This window comes from Mycobacterium sp. NGS49, assembly GCF_059812565.1.
This window is the reverse complement of sequence record NZ_JCALCX010000005.1, coordinates 213,710-238,661: the sequence shown is the minus strand read 5'-3', so window position 1 is coordinate 238,661 and position 24,952 is coordinate 213,710. Positions and strand designations below refer to the sequence as shown.

Below are 24,952 nucleotides of genomic sequence, written 5' to 3'. Positions count from 1 at the left end.
CTTCGAAGTCAGATTAGATGGGCGTCATGAGCACTTCGCTGCGCAACAGGGCGGTAGCCGGCGGTCATGAGGCCGCCCAGCGAATGCGCGTCGCGTTGTGGCCGATCATTCAGACGTCGGTCGCGGCCGGCGTCGCGTGGTACCTCACCCATGACGTGTTGCACCACCCGCAGCCGTTCTTCGCGCCGATCGCCGCGGTGGTGTGCATGTCGGCGACCAACGTGTTGCGTGCCCGGCGGGCCGCGCAGATGATCATCGGCGTCGCGCTGGGCATCGTGATCGGCGGCGGTGTGGAGGCCATGCTGGGCAACGACTGGCTGGCCTTCGGCGTCGCGGTATTCCTCGCGCTGGGTTCTGCGGTGCTGGTTGGACGAGGTTTCATCGGCCAGGGTCTGATGTTCGTCAACCAGACGGGCGTCTCGGCGATTCTGGTGCTGGTCTTCGCGCACAGCGGGGGATTGGTGGCCGAGCGGCTCTTCGATGCCCTGATCGGTGGCGGACTGGCCATCGTGTTCAGCATTCTGCTTTTTCCGGCCAATCCGGTGACGGTGCTGGTCGGTGCCCGCGCCGGCGTATTGACGGCATTGCACGACACCCTCGTCCAAATTGCGCTGGTGATCGACGATCCCCGGCACGCCGATGCGGACTGGCCGTTGGCCTGCGTTGACCGGTTGCACAACCAACTGGGCGCGCTCATCGAGGCTCGCAGCACGGCGCGGCTGATCGTGCGCAGGGCGCCGCTGCGGGTCGCGATGCGACAGACGCTGGCCGACGTCGACCACCATGCCGCCCGACTGGGTCTGCTGGCCAGTACCGTGTTGCAGCTTGCCAGGGCCATCACGCTGCCCGTCGAGGACTGGCTGGCCGAGCCGTTACACGCCGCGGTCGGTGAACTGGCGCAAGCGATGTCCGCCGCCGACTCGGATGTGGCGGCCGCGGTCGCGCATCTGGACGTGGCGCGTAATCACGTTGCGGCCCTGGAATCGGGCGCCCGGGACCGAAGCGAGGTGGTGCTCGCCGAGATCGTCCGGACCTGCATTGTGGACCTGCAGGCGGTCATCGACTGTCCCGGCCGCTGACACTCACCGGGACCTGGCGAGGAACTCCTTGACCAACTGCTTCGGCGCCTGCGTCAGCCACGCCTCGGTGATCAGCTCCGTAAGGTCGCCGACGCTGATCTCGGCCAGTCTGACCAGCACCGCGGGGTAGCCGTCGAAGTGCGGCGTGGTGAAATACACCTCCGGCTCGTCGGCGATCAGCGCCAGCTTCACGCCCTCGTCGGGCACCCGGACACCCAGGATGTCGCCGGCCGGCGGCGCCACCCCGTTGCGGGTCAGCGCCTCGATGTCGGATTTGCGCAGCGGCCGCTCCCACGCCATCAACTTCTTGCCGACCCGCCAGTCGCGCGGTGACTGCTCGGTGGTCAGTGGCAGTTCACCGACGATGCGGGCCACGTCATCCCAGGTGGCCACCTGTCGATTGTGCGCTCCGGAGCCCTCGTTCTGCTACGTCGCGCAGGTGCCGCGCTCAACCGACGGATGTCGATTGCGCCGGCACATGGGACTGGTTGAGCCAGGCCACCAGTTTTTCGTAGATCGACGGATGGTTGAGCAGGTCGAAGTGATTGAGGCCGGTCAAGGTGAGCCCGTGGGCGGCGTCGAACGGAACCTTCCGGGAACGGCCGTGTCCTGCCGCGCTGTGCGGGCGCACCAGGTGGTCGCCCATGAGCAGGCCGACCGCGCGCGGCGCGGCGGTGGTGGAGACGAAGTGGTAGATCGCCTGGGGCAGAAAGGGGACCTCCCGGCATCGGTCGCGCAGGAACTCGTCGGGGTCGCAGTCGCGCCAGTCCTCGTGCACCAGAGCGCCGAACCGCAGGTCCTTCACACCTGCACTGCGGGTGTTGAGAAACGTTGCCAGGCCTCGGGTTTCAGGCAGTTTTGCCAGCGCCCAGGCTGCCATGTTGACACCCTTTTCCAGGTCAGCGCCCAGGTGTGGGGAGCCCAGGCACACCACATGCCGGACGGCGCCGGTCCAGTCATGCGACAGCTCACGTCCGTAATGGCAGGCGCTGCGCGATACCAGCCCGCCCATGGAATGGCCGACCAGGACGACGTCGTGCAGCGGCGTCGGCCACAGCGCGTGCAGTCGGTGCAGCAGTCCGGCCAGTTCCTGGCCGTTCTCGGAGATGTGCAGGCCGCTGTTGTAGCGCAGGTAGACCGGGGTGAAACCGAGGTCCTTGCGCAGTCGTTTGCCGTACGGGCGCATCGTGTGGCCGGTGCGCGGTGGGCGCCACCACGACCGTTCGGTCATGCACCAGCCGTGGACGAACACCGCGATCCGCCCGGTGGCCTGCGGGAAAGCCTCCGCGATAGCGTCCGCGGTGAGTGCGACGGGCTGACCCTTGCGCCGGATCTGCATGCGCAGCGCGAAACCGTTCTCCCGGTTGGTCAGCTCATCGCCGTAAATGCCGTTGAGCGCTGCGAGGGCCGCGGCGACCCGCGGACGCGCCGCAACGGTCTCGTCGTCCTCGGTGCCCCATGCGTGCGCGGCCAGCGCGCCCGCCCCGTACAGGGACCCCCGGACCGCGTTGTCCACCAGGCTGTAGACGGTGGACGCGGTGGTGTCGTGGATCACCCGCACGGGGGCGGCCGCCGGGCCGATCGACGTGAAGACGCGACTGGCGATGCCGCGGTGCATATCGCGGACCAGTGTCGTCAGCACCCGGGTGCCTTCGCCCGCCAGATCGGCCAGCGACCTGATTTCGTGTCCCTGCACGAGCCAACCCCTTTTCCGATTGCAAGAACGGCAGCTGGCAGGCGGGGTTCCCGTTTGGGCAGGGAGTACAACCTTGTCACGATGTGATGTGAGTTAGGCTTGCCGCCACCCGCCGACAGGGGAGGATCGTCGTTGCCGTCTGAGGAGTTGAACGGCTGGTCGGCCCCACCTGCCGCGAAACGCTACCGGGTCACGCATCGCACCCAATATCGCTATTCCGACGTGGTGACCAGTTCGTACGGGCGAGGATTCCTCACCCCGCGGGACTCCATGCGACAGCGCTGCGTGGCGCACGAACTGATCGTCGACCCGGCGCCGGCCGACAGCTCCACCAGCCGCGACACCTACGGCAACATCAGTTCGTATTTCCACGTCACCGAACCGCACCGCGCTTTGACCATCACCAGCGACTCGATCGTCGACGTCGCGCCCCGGGCGACCGGGCTCCACAGCACCGGGCCGGCGCTGCAACCGTGGGAGAACGCGCGGCCCAGCGGCGCGCAGGGAGCATTGGTCACCGACTTCGCGCTCGACCTGACACCGCCGGAGATCACCGACGATGTGCGGGAGTACGCGGCGCCCAGCTTCGAGCCCGGCCGGCCACTGGTCGAGGTGCTGCGAGACCTGGCATCGCGAATCTTCCGCGACTTCACCTACCGTTCGGGGTCCACAACCGTTTCCACCCGCGTCAATGAGGTTCTGACGGCCCGGGAGGGGGTATGCCAGGACTTCGCGCGGTTGGCGATCGCCTGCCTGCGCGCCAATGGGTTGGCGGCCTGCTACGTGTCCGGGTACCTGGCTACCGACCCGCCCCCCGGAAAGGACCGAATGATAGGCATTGACGCCACCCACGCCTGGGCGTCGGTGTGGACGCCGCAGCAGCCAGGGCAGTTCGAATGGCTGGGACTCGATCCCACCAACGATCAACTGGTCGACCAGCGCTACATCGTGGTCGGCCGCGGCCGCGACTACGCGGACGTGCCCCCGTTGCGCGGCATCATCTACACCAACTCCAAGCGCAGTGTGATCGACGTCGGCGTCGATGTCGTCCCATTCGAAGGGGATGCTCTGCATGCGTGACTTCCACTGCCCCAACTGCGGCCAGCGTCTGGCGTTCGAGAACTCCGAGTGCCTGTCGTGCGGCAGCGCGCTGGGGTTCTCGCTGGATCAGATGGCGCTGCTGGTGATCGCCAAGCGCGACGAGAACAGCGACCACGCCGGCGCCGTAGCCGGCAACGAATACCAGCTGTGCGCGAACCTGTATGTCGCCGAATGCAACTGGATAGTCCCGGTCGGTCATCCGGGCGGACTGTGTGCGTCGTGTGCGTTGACGATCGAACGGCCCAACGACAACGACACCGTCGGGTTGGCGGAGTTCGCCCGCGCCGAGGCGGCCAAGCGGCGACTGGTGGCCGAGCTCAACGAGCTGAAGCTGCCGATCATCGGACGCGACCAGGATCCGGACTACGGACTGGCGTTCCGGCTGCTTTCCAGCGCGCACGAGCAGGTGATCACCGGGCACGAAAACGGCGTCATCACACTGGATTTGGCCGAGGGTGACGATGTGCACCGCGAGCAGCTCCGAGTGGAGATGGAAGAGCCGTACCGCACTCTGCTCGGGCACTTCCGCCACGAGGTAGGGCACTACTACTTCTATCGGCTGATCAGGTCGCCCGAGTATCTGCAGCGATTCAACGAGTTGTTCGGCGATCCCGACGCGGACTACCAAGCCGCCCTGGATCGTCACTACAGCGAGGGTGCGCCGCAGGGCTGGCAGGAGACGTTCGTCTCGTCCTACGCGACCATGCATCCGGCCGAGGACTGGGCCGAAACGTTCGCCCACTACCTGCACATCCGGGACACCCTGGACACCTCGGCGTCCTGCGGCCTGGCTCCGGCTGCCGCCACCTTCGACCGACCGCCGTTGGGCCCCAGCGCATTTCCGACCATCATCGAGATGTGGCTGCCGCTGTCGTGGTCACTGAACATGGTGAACCGGTCTATGGGACATGACGACCTGTATCCGTTCGTGCTGCCGCCGGCGGTGCTGGACAAGATGCAGTTCGTGCACACCGTGATCGAAGAGGTGACGGCACAGCTGCAGGCGGCCGGCTGAGTCGCGTCACCCCGCAGACCCCGACCTACGCCGGCATCGTGCGGCGTTCGTCGGGTCCGCCCCACAGCGGCTGCATGCCGCCGGGCAGGGCCAGCTGTGTCGCGGTGATCGCGTCGGACAGGTCCCGCAGGGCGGCATGCACCGCGCCCAGCAGCTCCGCCAGCTCCTCGCGGCTCCCGTCGGTGATCTCTTCCAGCTCGGCCGGATCCGAGCGGCGCAGGCGGGTGCTGATCTCGTCGATCAACCGTTCCGGGCGCGAGGACCCCGACGATCCGGGCAGTTCTTTGAGGTTGGTGCGCAGCCGCTCGAGCTGGAAGAGCAGCGATCGCGGGTTCTGCGCATCGAAGAGCATCAGGTCGGTCACCGCGGCGATGCTGACCTTGCCCAGGGTGCGCCGCCGGTAGATCACCGAGGACTCGCAGGCCTCCAGCATCGCCTCCACGACGGACTGTTCGGCAACGGTGCCGCGCACCGCGGTCAGGGTGTCGGCCAGCAACGCGGTCAGCCACAGACCCCGTTCGATGCGCTTACCGATGTCCATCATCGTCCAGCCGACGTCGTGCACCATCGACTCGCCGGCCACCCCGGACAGCGTCAGCATGCCGGCCAGGGCCTGTGACTGGGCCGAGGCCAGCAGGGCGTCGGCCTCGGCCAGCGACTGCGGCGGGTCAGAACGCAGTGCCACGGCGCGTTCCACGTTGGCCAGCACCATCCAGGTGTCGTTGGACAACTGGTCGCGCACCGCCCGGGCGCACAAGGCCAGACCCTCCACCGACTGGATCAGCGATCCCGGCCGGTCCAGGTCCACCGTCATCGACCACAGCATCGAGGGCGCCACGGCGATCATTTCGGCCTTGTCCGAGTCACCCCCTTCGGTGGCCCCGGTGTCGGTCCCGGTGATCTGGCCCAGCGCGGCCATCAGGACCGGCACGCACTCGCTTTCTTCGGTGTCCTGATGATGGCGGTACACGTGATAACGCTCGCGGGCCACGATCAGCAACCGGGCCATGTTCTCCGCCCGCTCGCCGTAGCGCCCCATCCAGAACAGGTCGGACAGCACCCGGGGTGAACTGACGGCCCAGGTACCGGCTCCGCTCTTGACGGGTTGCGGCGCCGACGGCAGCGAGACCACCTTCTCGGCGGTCGCCCGTTCCGTCGGGCGCACCCAAATGTCCTTGGCCGCAGCCATTTTCAGCGTATAGGCATCCGGTTCGGGTGCCACCACATAGCCCAGGCCGCCGATCATGGGTGCATAGCCGCTGCGCTGTGCCACGGTGAACAGCCGCATTCCGGCACCGGCCGAGGACAACACGCCGGCGTGGTCGGTGGGCGCCCACGAGAACGTCGGCAGCTCCTGGCCCGCCCACCGCCACGGCACCGCCTCGATGCGCGCCGCCAGCTCGGTCAGCTGCGCGGACGAAAGCGTCGGCCCGACCAGGGTTTCCCCGCCGTCGGTGGGTTTGATCAGCAGTGACGACAGGTTGGCCAACAGATGGGAGAGTTCGCCGGGGATGCCGCCCCAGTACACCGGTGCGGTGGGCAGCAAGGGGTCTTCGCCCAGCAGCCGCTCGGCCATCTCGGGCAGGAACCGCAGCAGCCCGGGGCTTTCCAGAATGCCGCTGCCCAGGGTGTTGACCACGCTCACCGTCCCGCGGTGCAGCGCCTCGACCAGCCCGACCACGCCGAGCCGGGAGTCGGCGCGCAGATCCAGCGGATCGGCGAACAGCGCGTCGACCCGGCGCAGCACCACGTCGACACGCTTGAGCGTGCCCAGCGAACGCATCCACAGTTTGCCGTCGCGTACCACCAGGTCAGCACTCTCCACCAACGGAAAACCCAGCAGCGTGGCCAGATACGCCTGGTCGAATGCGGTCTCGGAGTAGATGCCGGGGCTGAGCACCACCACCACCGGGTCCTGGGCCACGTCGGGCGCTGCGCTGATCAGGGCGAGCCGCAACGCCTGCACGAACGGCGTGGTCGGCCGGGGGGCGATCCGTTCGTACAGGTCGGGGATCGCGTGCGCCAGCACCCGCCGGTCGGCCAGCGCGTACCCGGCGCCCGAGGGCGCCTGCGTCCAGTCGGCGTTGACCTGGAACCCGCCGCCCGGCAACCGGCTCAGGTCGCAGCCGTGCATGAACAGCTGGTGATGGCCGGGCACCTTGATTCCGTTGGCGGGCCGCACGTAACCGGGATGGCCGAAGACCAACTGGGCGGGCAGCAGCCCCTCGGTGAGCAGGCTGCGCGGCCCGTACAGGTCGGCGAGTACCGCATCGAGCAGGCGCGAGCGCTGCACCAGCCCGGATTCCAGCACCTCCCAGTCGGCCGCGGAAACCACCAGCGGCAGCGTGTCCAGGTTCCACGGCACCGGCTCCGGCCCGTGGCCGGCGGCGGGCGGCTCGCGGGTCGGGTCCACGCCGGTGTAGGTGATGCCGTCGTGGTCGATCAGGCTGCGGACCACCGAGCGCATCCGGTCCAGTCCGGCCCTGCCTCCCTCGGAGATCGTGTCGGCCAGCTCTCTCCAGGTGGAGCGCACGTCTCCGTCGGCGTCGACGAACTCGTCGTAACCCCCGACGGGTCCCCCGGAACCGGATTGGCGCAGGTCGAAGAGGGCTTCTTGAGCGCGTGCGGCTCGGTATCCGGCCAGCAGGCGATCGATGTCTGCCGGGGTCGACGGCGCCGCCGAACCACTCACGTCGGCTGTCATCGCTGTGCCAATTCTGCGAGGCGCCATTACTGCTGCACGGTACGCACGCGCCGCAGGTCGAGGATGCCCGGCGCGCCGATGTCGGTGAAGAATCGGGCCTGCCGTTCCCGCAGGCCGGCCAGGTCGAATTTGCCGGGGGTGAAACCGGTTGCTTCGAAGCGGCGGGCCCGGCGCGATTCGGCTTCCACGGCGTTGACGGGTGGCTCGTCATAGGCCCGCCCGCCCGGATGGGCGACGTGGTAGGTACAGCCGCCGCGCGAGGTGCCGGCCGTCAGGTCGATGAGCTCGAACTGCAGCGGAACATCGGTGGAGATGGTCGGGTGCAGCGCACTGGGGGGCTGCCAGGCCTTGAACCGCACACCGCCGACATGGATGTCGGGGTTGTCGGTGGCCAACAGCGGGACCGGGTAGCCGTTGCAGGTCACGGCATATCGGTGGCGGTCCGCGCCGATGATGCGCACCTGGACGCGTTCGACCGACGAATCGACGTAGCGCGCGGTGCCGGTGGCGGTCGACTCCTCGCCCAGGGTGTTCCACGGTTCGATGGCGCCGCGCAATTCGATCTCCACGCCGTCGAAGATCGCGGTGCCGATGCGTGGGAAGCGGAATTCGGTGAACGGGTCCAGCCAGCTGGTGTCGAACGCGATGCCCTGGGTGCGCAGGTCGGCCGCGACGTCGGCGATATCGTGGATCAGGAAGTGCGGCAACAGGTATCGGCCGTGCAGATTGGCGCCGTGCCGAATCAGCGGGGCACGCAGCGGCTGCTCCCAGAACCAGGCCACGAGCGAGCGCACCAGCAACGACTGCACCATCGCCATCCGCAGGTGCGGCGGCATCTCGAAGCCGCGCAACTCCAGTAGGCCCAGCCGGCCGCGGGGGCCTTCGGGGCTGTAGAGCTTGTCGATGCAGAATTCGGCGCGGTGGGTGTTTCCGGTGATGTCGGTCAGCAGATGGCGCAGCGCGCGGTCGGTGATCCATGGCTTGGCGCCCCCGCCGGCACCGAGCCGAGCGATCTCGGCGAAGGCGATCTCCAATTCGTAGAGCGCCTCGGCGCGGCCCTCGTCCACCCGGGGTGCCTGCGAGGTGGTGCCGATGAACCGCCCGGCGAACAGGTAGGACAGCGACGGATGTCGCTGCCAGTAGGTCAGCAGCGACACCAGCAGGTCGGGGCGCCGCAGCAGTGGCGAATCGGAGGGGGTGACACCGCCCAGGGTGATGTGGTTTCCGCCGCCGGTGCCGCCGTGGGTGCCGTCGATGTCGAACGACTCGGTGGACAGCCGCGCCAGCCGAGCCTGCGCGTAGAGGGTTTCCAGTTGTCGGCGCTGTTCGTCGAAGCTGGCGGTCGGTGCGACGTTGACCTCGATGACGCCCGGGTCCGGGGTGATCGTCGTGGACGTCAGCCGGGGATCCGGGGGCGGGCCGTACCCCTCGATTACCACCGGGACGTCGACCTTGGCCACCGCCGCCTCGATGCGGGCGATCAGGTCGACGAAGTCTTCCAGCGCCTCGGTGGGCGGCATGAACATGTAGAGCATTCCGTCGCGGACCTCGGCGACCAGCGCGGTAGTCGGCGCGTCGTGCGGGTCGACCAGCAGAGCCGCGCCGGTTGCCGTCGGTGGCAGTGGGTCTTCGATCGCCAGCGGATCGACGTGGAACGTGGCCGGCGGCGGGTCCCAGCTGATCGAGTTCAGTGGCAGCCGTAAACCGGCCGGCGAATCACCCTCGGTCAGTACCAGGCGGCCTCGGCGTAGTCGCCAGTCGGCGCTGGCCCAGCCGCTGCCGTCGTCGTGGCGGTGCAGGGGGAGCACGTAGGCGCACGGGTTGGTGACCGCTGCGTCCAGGCGTGCCAGCAACTCGGCCCGGCGAGCGGCACCGTCGTCAGCCAGGTCGTCCCCGGGAGCCACGGCGTCGCCCACCGGCAACCGCACCGCGGCGGCCAGCCGGGCCAGCGGGTCTTCGAAGGCCGGACGTACCTGCGATAGGGGCAGCCCCAGGCCCTCGGCGATCCCGGCCAGCACGTCGTGTGCGGCTTCGATGTCGACCGGGTCGGCTTCAGCGGTGCTCCAGGGGTCGGCCAACAGCGCTTCGTCGGTCCACAGCGGGCGTCCGTCGGTCCGCCAGTACAGGCCGATCTGCCAGCGCGGCAACGGTTCCCCGGGATACCACTTGCCCTGGTTGCGCTGCACCAGGCCCTGCGGCGCCCATTGCGCCTTCAGCCGGGCGGCCAGATCCGATGCCAGCACCCTCTTGTGCGGGCCGTCCGCCGCCGTCCGCCATTCCGGGTCTACCTGGTTGTCCACCGACACGAAGGTCGGCTCACCACCGATGGTCAGCCGCACGTCCCCGGCCGCCAGTCGCTCGTCGACCTGGTGGCCCACCGCGCAGATCGTGTCCCACGCGGCGTCGGTGTAGGGCAGCGTGACACGCGGGTCCTCGTGAATGCGGGTGACCGTGTTGGAGAACTCCAGCACCGACGCGCACGGCCCGGTGTTTCCGGTGATCGGCGCCGCTGAGGCAGGGTGCGGTGTGGCGGCCAGCGGGATGTGTCCTTCGCCGGCGAAGAGTCCCGACGTCGGGTCCAGCCCGATCCAGCCCGCGCCGGGGATGTACACCTCCGTCCACGCGTGCAGGTCGGTGAAATCGGCGGCCGGACCCGACGGCCCGTCGAGAGCCTCCACATCGGAGGCCAGCTGGACGAGATAGCCCGAGACGAACCGGGCGGCCAGCCCCAGCTGTCGCAGGATCGACACCAGCAGCCATGCCGAGTCGCGGCACGAACCCACGCCGCTGCGCAGCGTGTAATCCGGTGTCTGGACACCCGGCTCCATGCGCAGGCTGTAGGTGACGTCGACGTTGATCGCCCGGTTCAGTGCGACCAGGAAGTCGATGGTGCGCGTGCCGTCGGGGACCGAGAAGTTGCGCACCCAGGCCTGTGCAAGGTCGCCCGGTCCGGAACCGTCACCGTCTTCGTCGACGGGCCGCAGGTACGGCTCGAGGTCGTCGGCCAGCGCTTTGGGATACAGCGACCTGTCCGGACGCCACGTCTCGGCCCAATCTTCGATGAAGAAGTCGAACGGATTGATCACCTTGAGGTCGGCGATCAGGCCCACGGCGATGGTCAGCTCGCGGCTGGGCTTGGGAAACACCAGGCGCGCCAGAAAATTGCCCAGCGCGTCCTGCTGCCAGTTGATGAAATGTTCAGCCGGTTCGACCCGCAGGGAATAGGCCTCGATGGGCGTGCGGCAGTGCGGCGCCGGGCGTAGCCGCACCACGTGCGGGTAGATCTGGACCAGCTTGTCAAAGGTGTAACTGGTGCGGTGCTCCAGTGCAACTTTGATGCTCATAAGTGCTGATCCCATCACAAGAGACAGCCGCCCGCAGCGCGCGCCGGGGTGGCTTGCGTTGCGGGCGGCTGTTGTTCGCAGTTTCGGCCGCGGCGTGTGAACTTCCTGTTTCGATCGCTTTACCGCTGGTCACAGCTTGGTCGCGACCCCGCTGTGGCCGGCGAGCGCGGTTAGGCGTACTGCTGCGGCGGATACTGCCCGGGCGGCGGGCCCGACGGGTAGCCGCCCGTTCCGGGCTGTTCCAGCTCGGCGACCTGGCCACCGGTCAGCTTGCGGTAGGTGTAGACCTGGACCAGCGCCGCCACCGGGGCTCCCACAACCAGGCCGACGTAGCAGGCGAGCTGGCCTACTGCCACCGCCGCGTACTGCACCAGCCAGGACAATGCGCTGGGCCCGAGGTTGGCCCGCACTGTCGCCACGCTGGCCTTGATGGCGTCGATCGGCGACAGGGACTTGTCGACGACAAACGCCACGGCGAACTGGGTGAAGAAGGCGATGACCAGCGGTCCGATGACGGTGCACGACAACAGCGAGGAGGCGACGACTATCAGCAGGAAGGTCAGCAGCACGCCGCCCACATTGCGTGGCTTGAAGAACGTCGCCATGCTCACCGGACGGCCGTCCGCGAGGTCCAGGGCCGCGGTGGTGAGTCCGGCCTGCAAGAACGTTGCGACAAGCAGCGCGAGAATGATGCCGAGGGTCATCACGATCCAGCTGATCACCCCGAAGCTGGTGCTGGTCGCCTCGTAGCTGACGCCATACCCGTAGTCGGTGGTGGTGGTCGTGGTCTCGGAGGTCGCGAACGCGATCGCCAGCGGAATGCCGATCACGGCACCCAGGATCAGGAAGTAGATGGCGACGGGCGCCGCCAGCGCCGCGGCGTTGTTCTTGAACTTGCCCCACGACCAGTTGAAGGCGTCCCCCACGCTGAACGGGGGACCCCCCGGCCCGCCGCCGAACCCTGCCTGGGGCGGGTAACCCTGGGGCGGGTAGCCCTGCGGCGGGGCGCCGTACCCCTGCGGCGGGGCGCCGTAACCCGGTGGTGGGGCGCCGTAACCCGGTGGTGGCGGAGGCGGCGGCGGGGTGCCGTAGCCGGGCGCCTGGTAGCCGCCGGAACCTGGCGGCTGACCGTAATCCGGCTGCGGCGGAGGCGCGCCGTAACCGGGCGGGGGTGGTGGCGGGGCGCCGTAACCGGGAGGCGGCGGTGGCGGCGAGCCGTGAGGTGGCGGGGGCGGGTAGCCCTGCGGGTTGCCGCCCTGTGGGTCGGCCGGGTTGCCTGAATATTCTGGCGGCTGGCTCATGGCTTTCCTTGTGCCTCGTAGTTCGCTCTGGTCCGATCCGGGCGTAGCAAACGGGAACTTAGCAAATGTCCGCCCGTGATGCGCGCATTGGTGGCGGCCGGGTTGGACAGGCGATCGGGGGTTGGCGTCCGATGGCCCGACGTGTCTGCGTTGCGTGGTATGCCTGAAGTCGTGTCCGACGGTCTGTTCGACCTGCCCGGCGCACCGACACCGGCCGACCAGGCCTCGGGCGTTTCGGGTGCCGGTGCGCCGCTGGCGGTGCGGATGCGTCCGGCCTCGCTCGAGGAAGTGGTGGGGCAGCAGCACCTACTGGCGCCCGGGTCCCCGTTGCGGCGCCTGGTGGAGGGGTCGGGTGTCGCCTCGGCCATCCTCTATGGACCTCCGGGTAGCGGGAAGACGACCCTGGCCGCGCTCGTCTCGCAGGCCACCGGCCGGCGGTTCGAGGCGCTGTCGGCACTGTCGGCCGGCGTGAAAGATGTCCGGGCCGTTATCGATTCAGCGCGAACGGCGCTGTTGCGCGGTGAGCAGACGGTGCTGTTCATCGACGAGGTGCACCGGTTCTCCAAGACACAGCAGGACGCCCTGCTGGCGGCGGTGGAGAACCGGGTGGTGCTGTTGGTGGCGGCGACCACCGAGAATCCGTCGTTCTCCGTGGTCGCGCCGTTGTTGTCGCGATCGTTGATCCTGCAGTTGCGGCCGCTGACCGCCGACGACATCCGGACCGTGGTGCAGCGGGCAATCGACGACCCGCGCGGACTGGGCGGCAAGGTGGCGGTGGCGCCCGAGGCCGTCGAGTTGCTGGTGCAACTCGCCGCCGGTGATGCCCGGCGGGCGCTCACCGCCCTGGAAGTGGCCGCCGAGGCTTCGGATCACGTAGCCGTCGAAACCATCGAGCAGTCCCTGGACCGGGCCGCGGTCCGCTATGACCGGGACGGCGACCAGCATTACGACGTCGTCAGCGCCTTCATCAAGTCGGTTCGTGGTTCGGACGTCGATGCAGCGCTGCACTACCTGGCCCGGATGCTGGTGGCCGGGGAGGACCCGCGGTTCATTGCGCGACGCCTGATGATCCTGGCCAGCGAGGACATCGGCCTGGCCGATCCGACGGCGCTGCCGGTGGCGGTCGCCGCGGCGCAGACGGTCGCGTTGATCGGCATGCCCGAGGCGCAGTTGACGCTCGCGCACGCGACCATCCATCTGGCCACCGCCCCGAAATCCAACGCGGTGACGACGGCGCTGGGTGCGGCGATGGGCGACGTCAAGGCGGGCAAGGCCGGCCTGGTGCCGCCCCATCTGCGCGACGGGCACTATTCCGGCGCCGCGGCGCTGGGTAATGCGCAGGGCTACAAGTATTCTCACGACGACCCCGACGGTGTTGTGGCGCAACAGTATCCGCCGGACGAGTTGGTGAATACCGATTATTACCGGCCGACCGGGCGGGGTGCCGAACGGGAGATCGGCGGCCGCCTGGACAGGTTGCGCGCGATTATTCGTGGGAGGCGGGGGAGGTCGTGAAAACATTCACCGATGACGAGATGAATCAACTGCTGCCGCTCGTCGCCGAACCTGCGTTTTTGGTGGGCGCTACTCGCACTTTGTCTACAAATTTGCAGGCTGGGTCAACAGCCGCCCCACCAACCGGTCAGACCAGCTCCGGCACCCGAAGGTGAGCCAGCGCCAGCTCGAATTCGCCGACGTCTTCCTGGTCGAAACCCAGATCGCGGAGCATCGAAGTCCGCAGTGAGCGCGCCGACTCCGCGCAGCGCTCCATCGCCTCGGGGGTGTCATAGGTCACCGAGACCACGGCCCGCGCCGAGGAGGGGTCGACCATCAGGCTGGCGCTGCAGAAGCCGTCGAATTCTTCGATGGCCGGCAGCACCGCCCACCGGTAGAAGTCGATGCCGCGCTCGAACTGCTCGGGCCGGGCGCGCAGCCAGGTGGCCCGCACGCAGGCGCCCGGCGCAGAGCGGTGGTCGCGGTGTAGCAACGCGATCCGCCACTGGTCCACCACGGCGCTGCCCCCGAAGACCTCGACGGTCCGGTAACGCACCGGCCAGACCCGCTCGGCGCTGCGCTGCATCGCGGCTTCGGTTTCCCAGGCGCTGGTGGCGACGCATCTACCGGAACCGCGGTCGACCAACAGCGAAACGCCGAGGCATCCGTCCATCTCACCGAGGGCCGGCATCACCACGTCGCGTACGTGTGCGATACCCATGTTGATCGACGAGGGCTGCGCTTGGATGGTCGTAGAGCGTGCAAACACGATCGACCCCTCCCGTGAGTCGGGGCAGCGCCCCCGGGTGGCGCGCCGCCGGGTCCACCCACCACCTTCCTCCGGCATCGGCAGGTGATCAAGCCCGTAGGCTGGTTCGGATGGATACCGATGTGCTGGAGGTGGATACCGGGCGTCGCCGCATCGTCGACCTGACCGACGCGGTGCGCGCTTTCTGCGGCGAGCATTCCGACGGCCTCTGCAATGTGTTCGTCCCGCACGCGACCGCCGGGGTAGCCATCATCGAAACCGGCGCCGGTTCGGACGACGACCTGATCGACACCCTGGAACGGCTGCTGCCCCGCGACGACCGCTACCGGCACTCGCACGGCTCACCGGGCCACGGCGCCGACCATGTCCTGCCGGCGATCGTCTCGCCCTCGGTGACGGTTCCGGTCAGCGGCGGCGAGCCGCTGCTGGGCACCTGGCAGAGCGTCGTTCTGGTCGACCTGAACCGCGACAACCCGCGGCGGTCGGTCCGGTTGAGCTTCGTCGAAGGCTAGATGGAAGGCTGAGCGGGGCCGAATTGCGTGTCCGGTGGGCAGTCGCGGCTAATAGGCTGATACCCGACTCCCGCCCGCGCGCGTGCGCGCGAGCACAGGAACCTTAAGGAAGTAGCACAGTGCAGACACACGAGATCAGGAAGCGGTTCCTTGATCATTTCGTGAAGGCAGGGCACACCGAGGTGCCCAGCGCCTCGGTGATCCTCGACGACCCCAACCTGTTGTTCGTCAACGCCGGCATGGTGCAGTTCGTGCCGTTCTTCCTGGGCCAGCGCACCCCGCCCTACGCCACCGCCACCAGCATCCAGAAGTGCATCCGCACCCCGGACATCGACGAGGTCGGCATCACCACCCGGCACAACACGTTCTTCCAGATGGCCGGCAACTTTTCCTTCGGCGACTACTTCAAGCGCGGTGCCATCGAGCTGGCCTGGGCCCTGCTGACCAACCCGGTAGCCGACGGCGGTTACGGGTTGGATCGCGAAAAGCTTTGGGCCACAGTCTATCTCGATGATGACGAGGCCGCTGAGCTGTGGCGGGAAATCGCGGGTCTGCCGCCGGAGCGTATTCAGCGCCGCGGTATGGCCGACAACTACTGGTCGATGGGCATTCCCGGCCCGTGCGGGCCCTCCTCGGAGATCTACTACGACCGTGGTCCCGAGTTCGGGGTGGGCGGCGGCCCCATCGCCAACGAGGACCGCTACCTCGAGGTGTGGAACCTCGTGTTCATGCAGAACGAGCGCGGTGAGGGCACCTCGAAAGAGGACTATGAAATTCTCGGCCCGCTGCCCCGCAAGAACATCGACACCGGAATGGGCGTCGAGCGCATCGCGCTGGTGTTGCAGGACGTGCACAACGTCTATGAGACCGACCTGCTGCGTCCGGTCATCGACCTGGTGGCGGCCCGCGCGCCGCGCCCGTATGACGCCGGCAACCATGCCGACGATGTGCGCTACCGCATCATCGCCGATCACAGCCGCACCGCAGCCATCCTGATCGGCGACGGCGTCAGCCCCGGCAACGACGGCCGCGGCTACGTCCTACGCAGGCTGCTGAGACGGGTCATCCGCTCCGTCAAGCTACTTGGCGTGGATGACTCAGACACTCCGATCGTCGCGGACCTGATGGCGACCGTGCGCGACGCGATGGGCCCGTCGTATCCCGAACTCGTAAATGACTTCGACCGGATCAACCGGATTGCCGTCGCGGAGGAGACCGCGTTCAACCGCACGCTGGCCTCGGGCTCCAAACTGTTCGACGACGTGGCCGGCGCCACCAAATCCTCCGGCGCCACCGTCGTCTCCGGCTCGGATGCGTTCACCCTGCACGACACCTACGGCTTCCCGATCGAGCTCACCCTGGAGATGGCCGCCGAATCCGGCCTGACCGTCGACGAAGCGGGCTTCCGTAAATTGATGGCCGAGCAGCGCCGGCGCGCCAAGGCCGACGCCGCCGCGCGCAAGCATGCGCACGCCGACCTGACCGCCTACCGGGAGCTGGTCGACGCCGGCCCCACCGAGTTCACCGGCTTCGACGAATTGACCTCCGAGGCAAAGATTCTGGGAATCTTCGTGGACGGTAAGCGGGTCCCGGTGGTGGCGCACGCCGATGCCGTCAACGCCGATCGCGTGGAACTGATCCTCGACCGCACGCCGCTTTACGCCGAATCTGGCGGCCAGATCGCCGACGCCGGCAGCATCAGCGGCACCGGCTCGGGCGGCAGCGCCCGCGCCGCGGTCACCGATGTGCAGAAGATCGCCAAGACGCTGCACGCCCACCGCGTCAACGTCGAGTCCGGCGAATTCGTCGAGGGCGACCATGTGGTGGCCGCGGTGGACCCGGGCTGGCGCAAGGGTGCCACCCAGGGGCACTCGGGCACCCACATGGTGCACGCCGCGCTGCGCCAGGTGCTGGGCCCCAACGCCGTTCAGGCCGGATCGCTGAACCGTCCGGGCTATCTGCGCTTCGACTTCAACTGGCAGGGACCGTTGTCAGAGGACCAGCGGACCCAGATCGAAGAAGTGACCAACGAGGCCGTCCAGGCCGACTTCGAGGTGCACACCTTCATCGAGCAACTCGACAAGGCCAAAGCGATGGGCGCGATGGCGCTGTTCGGCGAGGCGTACCCCGATCGGGTGCGAGTGGTCGAGATGGGCGGCCCGTTCTCGCTGGAACTGTGTGGCGGGACCCACGTGCACAACACGGCGCAGATCGGACCGGTGACCATTCTCGGCGAATCGTCGATCGGTTCCGGGGTGCGACGGGTGGAGGCCTACGTCGGGCTGGCGTCGTTCCGGCACCTGGCCAAGGAACGTGCGCTGATGGCCGGACTGGCGTCGACGCTGAAGGTGCCGTCCGAGGAGGTGCCGGCCCGGGTGGCCGGCCTGGTCGAGCGGCTCAAGGCGGCCGAGAAGGAGCTCGAACGCGTCCGGCTGGCCGGTGCCAAGGCAGCTGCGACGAATGCCGCCGCGGGAGCCGAGCGCATCGGTAACGTGCGGGTGGTGGCGCAGCGCATGTCGGCCGGCATGACGGCGGGTGACCTGCGGTCGCTGGTCGGTGACATCCGCGGCAAGCTGGGCAACGATCCCGCGGTAGTGGCGTTGATCGCCGAAGGCGACGGCCCCACCGTCCCCTACGCGGTGGCGGCGAATCGGGCCGCGCAGGATCTCGGCTTGAACGCCAACGAGCTGGTCAAACAGCTGGCGGTGGCGGTCGAGGGCCGCGGCGGCGGCAAGGCCGACCTGGCCCAGGGTTCCGGGAAGAACCCGACCGGCATCGACGCCGCACTGGACGCCCTGCGCTCCGAGATCGCCGTGATAGCGCGGGTCGGTTGAGTGGCCGAATCACCGCAGCGCCGGCCCGACCGGCCGGCCGACTCCGACCCTGGCCGAGGGCGGCGCCTCGGCGTCGACGTCGGCACGGTGCGCATCGGTGTCGCCGCCAGTGACCCGGACGGCATCCTGGCCACCCCGGTGGAGACGGTGCGCCGCGACCGGTCCGGCCGACACGTGCGCCGGCTGGCCACGCTGGCCGCCGAATTCGAGGCCGTCGAGGTGATCGTCGGACTGCCGCGCACCCTCGCGGACCGCATCGGTCAGTCGGCCCGAGACGCCATCGAAGTCGCCGACGCGCTCGCCGAACGCATCGCGCCCACCCCGGTCCGCCTCGCCGACGAGCGGCTGACCACCGTCACCGCGCAACGGTCGCTGCGCGAGGCGGGCATCCCGGCAAAACAGCAGCGTTCGGTGATTGACCAGGCCGCCGCGGTGGCGATTCTGCAGGGCTGGCTCGACCAGCGCCGCGCCTCGGTGCCGGGCCTGGCCGGCAGAGAGGCCTCCGATGTCTGAGCGCCGGCGGGCCGAGCCGGTGGCGGTCGGCCCGAGCCGGCACCGCGCAACGCGGGCCGACCGTAAAAAGGCGCAGCGCAGCCGCCGTCGCCGGCGGGTGGCCGGTGGTTTCGCGGCCGGACTGCTGGTGGTGGTCGTGGTGACCGCGGTGCTCGTCGGGGCCAAGCTGTGGGGCGTCTTCTCCGGCAACGAGGACGACTACACCGGTAACGGCAAGCATGACGTCGTGATCCAGATCCAGGCCGGCGATTCCACCACCGCGGTAGGGGAGACGCTGCTCAAGCGGGGTGTGGTGCGCACCGTGCGGGCGTTCGTCGACGCCGCCCACGGCAACGCGGCGATATCAGCGATCCAGCCCGGGTATTACCGGATGCGCACCGAGATTCCGGCAGCCAGCGCGGTGTCGCGCTTGGCGGATCCGAACAACCGGGTGGGCAGGCTGGTCATCCCGGAAGGGCGCCAGCTCGACGACACCACCGACATGAAGACGAACAAGACCACCCCCGGGATCCTCACCCTGATCTCGCGAGCCACCTGTGTGGACCTCGACGGCAACCAGCGCTGTGTGTCGGTGGCCGACCTGCGCACCTCGGCGAGCAAGAGTTCACCGGCCACGCTCCAGGTGCCCAAGTGGGCGCTGGAACCGGTTGCCGAGTTGGGCGACGACCACCGCCGGCTCGAGGGTCTGATCGCGCCCGGAACCTTCAACATCGACCCGGCGGCGTCGGCCGAGACCATCCTGGCCAATCTGGTCAGCGCCGGAACGGTGGTATATCTCACCTCCGGACTCGAAGACACCGCGAAGGCGATAGGCCTGTCGCCCTACGACATTCTGGTAGTGGCCTCGCTGGTGCAACAGGAAGCCAACGTGCCGGACTTCACCAAGGTGGCCCAGGTCATCTACAACCGGCTGCACGAGCACCGGAAGCTGGAGTTCGACTCGACGGTGAACTATCCGCTGGACCGCCGGGAGGTCGCCACCAGCGACGCCGACCGGGCGCTGCGGACACCGTGGAACACCTACATGGCCGAAGGGTTGCCGGCCACCGCGATCTGTTCGCCCGGGCTGGATGCAGTGCGCGCGGCCGAGCATCCGGCGGTGGGGGACTGGCTGTACTTCGTCACCATCGATGCCCAGGGGACGACACTGTTCACCCGGGACTATCAGCAGCATCTGGCAAACATCGAGCTGGCCAAGCGCAACGGTGTCCTCGACTCCGCGCGATGAGCGTTCGCCGTAGAGCGGGCGTGCTCGGCTCGCCGATCGCGCATTCCAAGTCGCCGCAACTGCACCTGGCCGCCTATCGGGCGCTGGGACTGCACGACTGGACCTACGACCGCATCGAGTGCGGCGCCGAGGAGCTGCCGCATCTGGTGAGTGGCTTCGGCCCGGAGTGGGTGGGTGTGTCGGTGACCATGCCGGGCAAGTTCGCCGCGCTGCGGTTCGCCGACGAACGCACCGCGCGCGCCGAACAGGTCGGGTCGGCGAACACGCTGGTGCGCACGGCCAGGGGGTGGCGGGCCGACAACACCGACATCGACGGCGTTGCGGGTGCACTTGGGCGGGCGTCCGGACACGCCCTGGTGGCCGGATCCGGCGGTACCGCTCCGGCGGCCGTGGTGGCGTTGGCCACGCTCGGTGTCACCGGCATCACGGTGGTGGCGCGCAACCCGGACAAGGCCGCCCGGCTGGTGGAACTGGGCGCGCGCGTCGGGGTGCCGGCCCGGTACCGCAACCTGGACGACGACGTCCTGACCGACGAAGTGGCGGCCGCGCAGGTGCTGGTCAGCACCCTGCCGGCCGACGTCGCCGCCCGCCATGCCGGCACCTTCGCCGCCATCCCGGTGCTGCTGGACGCCATCTACGACCCGTGGCCCACGCCGCTGGCCGCCTCGGTGCAGGCCGCCGGTGGCCGGGTGGTCAGCGGCCTGCAGATGCTACTGCACCAGGCTTTTGCACAGGTGGAACAGTTCACCGGGCTGCCCGCGCCGCGCGAAGCGATGACTTGCGCACTGGCGGAACTCGATTAGCCTGCCGCGCATGCGGATCGGGATGGTCGCGGCCTGGCTGATCGCCCTGAGTTGTTATGACATTCGGCAGCGACGGCTGCCCAACCTTCTGACGCTGCCCGGCGGCGTGGTGATCCTGATCGCGGCGGCGCTGGCCGGTCGCGCGGGGCCGGCGCTGGCGGGCGCAGCGGCGCTGGCCGCGATCTACCTCGCGGTGCATCTGGCGGCGCCGACGGCGATGGGGGCCGGGGACGTCAAGCTCGCAATCGGCCTCGGCGGGCTGAGCGGCTGTTTCGGTGTCGAGGTGTGGTTCCTGGCCGCGCTGGTCGCGCCGCTGCTGACTGCAGCGGTCGGCCTGGTGTGGCGGTTGCACGCCGTGCCGCACGGGCCGTCGATGTGTGTCGCGACGGGCCTGGCAACGGCGCTGGCCCTCGGTTAGCGCCGCGCGGCCCCGCACTGGCTCTGCCCCTGTGGCGCTGCCTACTCGAACTTCTTCGCCCTGGCCGCAGGCTCAAGGGCGTGCAAGCTCATGCCCGCGGACGTGGGAAGATGTTCGGGTGTTGCGCTGGATCACTGCTGGGGAATCCCATGGCCGCGCGTTGGTGGCCTTGGTCGAGGGCATGGTCGCGGGTGTCGAGGTGACGTCCGCCGAGATCGCCGATGAGTTGGCCCGCCGCCGCCTGGGTTACGGTCGCGGCGCCCGGATGAAGTTCGAGCGGGACGCGGTGACCATGCTGTCCGGAGTGCGGCACGGTGTCACGCTGGGTGGCCCCATCGCGATCGAGATCGGCAACACCGAATGGCCGAAGTGGGAAACCGTGATGGCACCCGACCCGATCGACCCGTCGCAGTTGGCCGACAGTGCGCGCAACGAACCGCTGACCCGGCCGCGGCCGGGGCATGCCGACTACGCGGGCATGCTCAAGTACGGCTTTGACGACGCGCGGCCGGTGCTGGAGCGCGCCAGCGCCCGCGAGACGGCGGCCAGGGTCGCGGCCGGCACCGTCGCGCGGGCGTTCCTGCGCCAGGCGCTGGGCGTCGAGGTGCTCTCGCACGTGATCTCCATCGGCGCCTCAACTCCGTACGAAGGCCCCCCGCCGCGGGCCGAAGACCTGCCCGCCATCGATGCCAGCCCGGTGCGCGCTTACGACGAAGCGGCCGAGAAGTCGATGATCGGCGAGATCGAGGCGGCCAAGAAAGACGGTGACACGCTGGGCGGCGTCGTCGAGGTGGTGGCGCTGGGACTGCCGGTCGGCCTGGGCTCGTTCACCAGTGGCGACAACCGGCTGGACGGTCAACTGGCCGCCGCGGTGATGGGCATCCAGGCGATCAAAGGCGTGGAGATCGGCGACGGGTTCGAAACCGCCCGCCGGCGCGGCAGCCGCGCCCACGACGAGATGTACCCGGGTCCGGACGGCGTGGTGCGCTCCACCAACCGGGCCGGCGGCCTGGAAGGCGGGATGACCAACGGGCAGCCGTTGCGCGTGCGTGCGGCGATGAAACCGATTTCCACGGTTCCGCGGGCACTGGCGACCGTTGATATGGCCACCGGCGGCGAGGCCGTCGCCATTCACCAGCGCTCGGACGTGTGCGCGGTGCCGGCCGCGGGAGTCGTCGTCGAGACCATGGTGGCGTTGGTGCTCGCGCGCGCGGCGCTGGAGAAGTTCGGCGGCGACTCGCTGGCCGAAACCCGCCGCAACATCGAGTCCTATCAGCGCACGGTCGCCGAGCGCGAGGCGCCGTCGGCCCGGGCTGCCGGAAGCTGACCGTGGCTCCCAGGGCGGTACTCGTGGGCTTGCCGGGTTCGGGCAAGTCGACCATCGGGCGTCGGCTGTCCAAAGCACTGGGGGTCAGCCTGCTCGATACCGACACCGCCATCGAGCAGCAGACCGGCCGTACCATCGCCGACATCTTCGCCACCGACGGTGAGCTGGAGTTCCGGCGCATCGAGGAGGACGTGATCCGCGCGGCGCTCGAGGAGCACGACGGCGTGCTGTCGCTGGGCGGCGGCGCGGTCACCAGCCCCGGGGTGTGCGCGGCGCTGGCCGGCCACACGGTGGTCTACCTCGAGATCAGTGCCGCCGAAGGCGTGCGGCGCACCGGCGGTAGTACGGTGCGGCCACTGCTGGCCGGTCCCGACCGCGCCGAGAAGTTCCGTGAGCTGATGTCCCAGCGTATTCCGCTGTACCGCAGGGTCGCCACGATCCGGGTGGACACCAACCGGCGCAACCCCGGCGCGGTCGTCCGCTACATCGTGTCGCGACTGCAGAACCAGGTAGAGGCCGCCACATGACAGAGAACTCACCGGTCACCGTCGAGGTTGCCGTGGACCCGCCGTACCCCGTGGTGATCGGCACCGGGCTGCTCGACGAGCTGCAGCAGCTGCTGGCCGGCCGTCACAAGGTCGCCATCCTGCATCAGCCGGTGCTCGCGCACACCGCAGAGAAGATCCGAACCCGCTTGGCGGACAACGGTGTTGACGCGCACCGCGTCGAAATTCCGGACGCAGAAGCGGGTAAAGAGCTGCCCGTCGTGGGCTTCATCTGGGAAGTGTTGGGCCGCATCGGGATTGGACGCAAGGACGCACTTGTCAGCTTGGGTGGCGGGGCGGCCACCGACGTCGCCGGTTTCGCCGCGGCCACCTGGTTGCGGGGTGTCTCGATCGTGCACGTGCCGACCACGCTGCTCGGCATGGTCGACGCGGCCGTCGGAGGCAAGACCGGCATCAACACCGACGCGGGCAAGAATCTGGTCGGCGCGTTCCATCAGCCGCTGGCCGTCCTGGTGGATCTCTCGACGCTGACGACGTTGCCGCGCAACGAGATCGTCGCCGGCATGGCCGAAGTCGTCAAAGCCGGGTTCATCGCCGACCCGGTGATCCTCGACCTCATCGAGGCCGATCCACAGGCGGCGCTGGACCCCGAAGGCGAAGTGCTGCCCGAACTCGTCCGGCGGGCCATCGCCGTCAAAGCCGAAGTGGTCGCGGCCGACGAGAAAGAGTCCGAGCTGCGCGAAATCCTGAACTACGGCCACACGCTGGCCCACGCGATCGAACGCCGCGAGCGATACCAGTGGCGGCATGGGGCCGCCGTGTCGGTGGGACTGGTGTTCGCCGCCGAGCTGGCCCGGCTGACCGGCCGTCTCGACGACGCCACCGCACAACGTCACCGCGACATTCTGGCGTCGCTGGGCCTGCCGGTCAGCTACGACCCCGACGCGCTGCCCCAACTGCTCGAATACATGGCCGGGGACAAGAAAACCCGCGCCGGTGTGCTGCGGTTCGTGGTGCTCGACGGGCTGGCCAAGCCGGGCCGGCTGGTGGGACCCGACCCGGGTCTGCTGGTCACCGCGTACGCCGGAGTGTGTGCCCCATGACCATCAATGTGATCAACGGACCCAACCTGGGCCGCCTCGGTAAGCGCGAACCCGCGGTTTACGGCAGCACCACCCACGACGACCTGGTCGCCCGGATCGAGCGGGAAGCCACCGAACTGGGTTTGAAAGTCGTTGTGCGGCAGAGTGACAGCGAAGCCGAACTGCTGGATTGGATTCACCGGGCCGCCGATGCTTCGGAGCCGGTGATACTCAATGCCGGCGGTCTGACCCACACCTCGGTGGCGCTGCGCGACGCCTGCGCGGAGCTGAGCGCACCGTTGATCGAGGTGCACATCTCCAATGTGCATGCGCGCGAGGAGTTCCGGCACCACTCCTACCTCAGCCCCGTCGCGACCGGGGTGATCGTGGGACTGGGAATCCAGGGCTACCTGCTGGCGCTGCGCTACCTGGCCGCTACGCGTTAGGTTTCCGCTGCGGCTTGGTCTCGTCCACGTTGAGCACCTCGGTCTTGCCCTCGCCGCTGTGATCGCCGGTGCGGATCACCTCGGTCTTGGCGTCGTCGCTGTAGTCGCCGGTGCGGATCACCTCGGTCTTGGCGTCGTCGCCGTGGTCGCCGGTGCGGATCACCTCGGTGGGCGTTTCGCGCTCACGCTCGACGGTGGCCACCGACGACGTCCGCTCCTCGGTCTGGGCGCCACCGGTCCGGATCTCCCCGGTGGGGCTGTCGTCGGCGCGCACGGCGGTGAACACGTCGGTGTCCGCGGAGCGGTCGCGGTGCGGGTCATGGTCGGGCCTCTCGACCGGCGGAGCGTTGCGGTCGATGCGCCAGCGGCCTACTGCCACGCCCATGATCGCGAACACGAAGACGATCAGCGCGGTGAATGCGGCGAACGTTGTTAGCTCGTTGAGCAAACCGCCGGTGTAGATGCCCTTGTAGAAGAGGGCGATGAGCCACGCCACCAGTCCGCTGACCACGCCGGCCACCAGTCCACCCAGCAACCAGACCATGGCCAGGTCCTCGCGACGGTCCGGGTCGGGATTGGCTCTGGCGTCGGCGCGGCCGTCCCGAAGACCCCACACGATTGCGCAGATGGTGAAGATCGACAACAGCACCACGCTGATCAGCGCCGACTGGGTCTGCCACGCGTTGATCAGCGCCCCTTGAACCAGGCGAAGAATGACCATTCCGGCGGCAAAGACCAATCCACGCAGCATCCACTTGTTCATGGGCAAACAGCGTAGCG

Annotated in this window: 21 protein-coding genes; 14 read left to right on the top strand and 7 right to left on the bottom strand. The window is 68.7% G+C overall.

Going from position 1 to position 24,952, the window contains the following annotated elements; all coding sequences use genetic code 11:
* Nucleotides 1-26: 26 nt before the first annotated feature.
* Nucleotides 27-1,079: an FUSC family protein gene (locus tag AC5Y7D_RS07300; protein WP_499922626.1), complete on the top strand. Its 1,053-nt coding sequence runs from the start codon at nt 27-29 to the stop codon at nt 1,077-1,079.
* 3 nt (nt 1,080-1,082) lie between these two features.
* Here AC5Y7D_RS07300 and AC5Y7D_RS07295 read toward each other — a convergent pair whose 3' ends face one another.
* Nucleotides 1,083-1,472: an MmcQ/YjbR family DNA-binding protein gene (locus AC5Y7D_RS07295; RefSeq protein ID WP_499922625.1), complete on the bottom strand. Its 390-nt coding sequence runs from the start codon at nt 1,470-1,472 to the stop codon at nt 1,083-1,085.
* 55 nt (nt 1,473-1,527) lie between these two features.
* Nucleotides 1,528-2,775, bottom strand: coding sequence for an esterase/lipase family protein (locus tag AC5Y7D_RS07290; RefSeq protein WP_499922624.1), 1,248 nt, complete (start codon nt 2,773-2,775; stop codon nt 1,528-1,530).
* Between the two features lie 147 nt (nt 2,776-2,922).
* On the opposite strand from AC5Y7D_RS07290, the gene AC5Y7D_RS07285 reads away from it, so the two are divergent.
* A complete protein-coding gene (locus AC5Y7D_RS07285) occupies nt 2,923-3,855 on the top strand; it encodes a transglutaminase family protein (RefSeq protein WP_499922719.1) in 933 nt (310 codons plus the stop codon).
* On the top strand, nt 3,848-4,891 hold the full coding sequence (locus AC5Y7D_RS07280; RefSeq protein ID WP_499922623.1) for a zinc-binding metallopeptidase family protein: 1,044 nt from the start codon (nt 3,848-3,850) through the stop codon (nt 4,889-4,891). The genes AC5Y7D_RS07285 and AC5Y7D_RS07280 overlap by 8 nt, the downstream gene beginning before the upstream one ends.
* Before the next feature lie 25 nt (nt 4,892-4,916).
* Here the strand turns inward: AC5Y7D_RS07280 and AC5Y7D_RS07275 are convergent, their stop codons facing one another.
* The 3 genes from AC5Y7D_RS07275 to AC5Y7D_RS07265 form a co-directional block, all read right to left on the bottom strand.
* Nucleotides 4,917-7,595 (bottom strand): circularly permuted type 2 ATP-grasp protein, encoded by a 2,679-nt coding sequence (locus AC5Y7D_RS07275; protein WP_499922622.1) that lies wholly within the window; start codon nt 7,593-7,595, stop codon nt 4,917-4,919.
* A gap of 26 nt (nt 7,596-7,621) precedes the next feature.
* Entirely contained in the window at nt 7,622-10,939 is a 3,318-nt protein-coding gene (locus AC5Y7D_RS07270) for a transglutaminase family protein (RefSeq protein WP_499922621.1), read from the bottom strand.
* Nucleotides 10,940-11,109: 170 nt separating this feature from the next.
* A complete protein-coding gene (locus AC5Y7D_RS07265) occupies nt 11,110-12,240 on the bottom strand; it encodes a hypothetical protein (RefSeq protein WP_499922620.1) in 1,131 nt (376 codons plus the stop codon).
* 159 nt (nt 12,241-12,399) lie between these two features.
* Here AC5Y7D_RS07265 and AC5Y7D_RS07260 point away from each other — a divergent pair, with 159 nt between their 5' ends.
* Nucleotides 12,400-13,755 carry a replication-associated recombination protein A gene (locus tag AC5Y7D_RS07260; protein ID WP_499922619.1) on the top strand — a complete coding sequence of 452 codons (1,356 nt, stop codon included), beginning with the start codon at nt 12,400-12,402 and terminating at the stop codon, nt 13,753-13,755.
* A 127-nt stretch (nt 13,756-13,882) separates the two neighbouring features.
* On the opposite strand, the gene AC5Y7D_RS07255 is transcribed toward AC5Y7D_RS07260, so the two are convergent.
* Complete coding sequence (locus AC5Y7D_RS07255; RefSeq protein ID WP_499922618.1) at nt 13,883-14,503, bottom strand: antibiotic biosynthesis monooxygenase; 621 nt, start codon at nt 14,501-14,503, stop codon at nt 13,883-13,885.
* Nucleotides 14,504-14,625: 122 nt separating this feature from the next.
* Here AC5Y7D_RS07255 and AC5Y7D_RS07250 point away from each other — a divergent pair, with 122 nt between their 5' ends.
* From AC5Y7D_RS07250 to aroQ, 10 genes are all read left to right on the top strand, one after another.
* Entirely contained in the window at nt 14,626-15,015 is a 390-nt protein-coding gene (locus AC5Y7D_RS07250; protein ID WP_499922717.1) for a secondary thiamine-phosphate synthase enzyme YjbQ, read from the top strand.
* A 119-nt stretch (nt 15,016-15,134) separates the two neighbouring features.
* Nucleotides 15,135-17,849 (top strand): alanine--tRNA ligase, encoded by a 2,715-nt coding sequence (alaS, locus tag AC5Y7D_RS07245; protein ID WP_499922617.1) that lies wholly within the window; start codon nt 15,135-15,137, stop codon nt 17,847-17,849.
* Complete coding sequence (gene ruvX / locus AC5Y7D_RS07240; protein ID WP_499922616.1) at nt 17,850-18,362, top strand: Holliday junction resolvase RuvX; 513 nt, start codon at nt 17,850-17,852, stop codon at nt 18,360-18,362.
* Nucleotides 18,355-19,590 carry an endolytic transglycosylase MltG gene (gene mltG, locus AC5Y7D_RS07235; protein WP_499922615.1) on the top strand — a complete coding sequence of 412 codons (1,236 nt, stop codon included), beginning with the start codon at nt 18,355-18,357 and terminating at the stop codon, nt 19,588-19,590. The genes ruvX and mltG overlap by 8 nt, the downstream gene beginning before the upstream one ends.
* The gene (locus AC5Y7D_RS07230; protein WP_499922614.1) at nt 19,587-20,393 is read left to right on the top strand and encodes a shikimate dehydrogenase; all 807 of its coding nucleotides are present in this window, start codon (nt 19,587-19,589) and stop codon (nt 20,391-20,393) included. Before mltG ends, AC5Y7D_RS07230 begins: the two co-directional genes overlap by 4 nt.
* A 10-nt stretch (nt 20,394-20,403) precedes the next feature.
* On the top strand, nt 20,404-20,811 hold the full coding sequence (locus AC5Y7D_RS07225) for a prepilin peptidase (protein WP_499922613.1): 408 nt from the start codon (nt 20,404-20,406) through the stop codon (nt 20,809-20,811).
* Nucleotides 20,812-20,929: 118 nt separating this feature from the next.
* The gene (aroC, locus tag AC5Y7D_RS07220; RefSeq protein ID WP_499922612.1) at nt 20,930-22,138 is read left to right on the top strand and encodes a chorismate synthase; all 1,209 of its coding nucleotides are present in this window, start codon (nt 20,930-20,932) and stop codon (nt 22,136-22,138) included.
* A 2-nt stretch (nt 22,139-22,140) separates the two neighbouring features.
* Nucleotides 22,141-22,665, top strand: a complete 525-nt coding sequence (locus AC5Y7D_RS07215) for a shikimate kinase (protein WP_499922611.1) — start codon at nt 22,141-22,143, stop codon at nt 22,663-22,665.
* On the top strand, nt 22,662-23,747 hold the full coding sequence (gene aroB / locus AC5Y7D_RS07210; protein ID WP_499922610.1) for a 3-dehydroquinate synthase: 1,086 nt from the start codon (nt 22,662-22,664) through the stop codon (nt 23,745-23,747). The genes AC5Y7D_RS07215 and aroB overlap by 4 nt, the downstream gene beginning before the upstream one ends.
* Nucleotides 23,744-24,172: a type II 3-dehydroquinate dehydratase gene (aroQ, locus tag AC5Y7D_RS07205; protein ID WP_499922609.1), complete on the top strand. Its 429-nt coding sequence runs from the start codon at nt 23,744-23,746 to the stop codon at nt 24,170-24,172. Before aroB ends, aroQ begins: the two co-directional genes overlap by 4 nt.
* Here the strand turns inward: aroQ and AC5Y7D_RS07200 are convergent.
* A complete protein-coding gene (locus tag AC5Y7D_RS07200; RefSeq protein ID WP_499922608.1) occupies nt 24,162-24,935 on the bottom strand; it encodes a B-4DMT family transporter in 774 nt (257 codons plus the stop codon). The two genes, aroQ and AC5Y7D_RS07200, sit on opposite strands and share 11 nt — an antisense overlap.
* Nucleotides 24,936-24,952: the final 17 nt, after the last annotated feature.

Coding starts and splice junctions, on each gene's coding strand:
- AC5Y7D_RS07300 (WP_499922626.1), top strand. CDS start 27: ATGAGCACTTCGCTGCGCAACAGGGCGGTAGCCGGCGGTCATGAGGCC.
- AC5Y7D_RS07280 (WP_499922623.1), top strand. CDS start 3,848: ATGCGTGACTTCCACTGCCCCAACTGCGGCCAGCGTCTGGCGTTCGAG.
- AC5Y7D_RS07275 (WP_499922622.1), bottom strand. CDS start 7,595: ATGACAGCCGACGTGAGTGGTTCGGCGGCGCCGTCGACCCCGGCAGAC.
- AC5Y7D_RS07270 (WP_499922621.1), bottom strand. CDS start 10,939: ATGAGCATCAAAGTTGCACTGGAGCACCGCACCAGTTACACCTTTGAC.
- AC5Y7D_RS07265 (WP_499922620.1), bottom strand. CDS start 12,240: ATGAGCCAGCCGCCAGAATATTCAGGCAACCCGGCCGACCCACAGGGC.
- AC5Y7D_RS07260 (WP_499922619.1), top strand. CDS start 12,400: ATGCCTGAAGTCGTGTCCGACGGTCTGTTCGACCTGCCCGGCGCACCG.
- mltG (WP_499922615.1), top strand. CDS start 18,355: ATGTCTGAGCGCCGGCGGGCCGAGCCGGTGGCGGTCGGCCCGAGCCGG.
- AC5Y7D_RS07230 (WP_499922614.1), top strand. CDS start 19,587: ATGAGCGTTCGCCGTAGAGCGGGCGTGCTCGGCTCGCCGATCGCGCAT.
- AC5Y7D_RS07225 (WP_499922613.1), top strand. CDS start 20,404: ATGCGGATCGGGATGGTCGCGGCCTGGCTGATCGCCCTGAGTTGTTAT.
- aroB (WP_499922610.1), top strand. CDS start 22,662: ATGACAGAGAACTCACCGGTCACCGTCGAGGTTGCCGTGGACCCGCCG.
- aroQ (WP_499922609.1), top strand. CDS start 23,744: ATGACCATCAATGTGATCAACGGACCCAACCTGGGCCGCCTCGGTAAG.
- AC5Y7D_RS07200 (WP_499922608.1), bottom strand. CDS start 24,935: ATGAACAAGTGGATGCTGCGTGGATTGGTCTTTGCCGCCGGAATGGTC.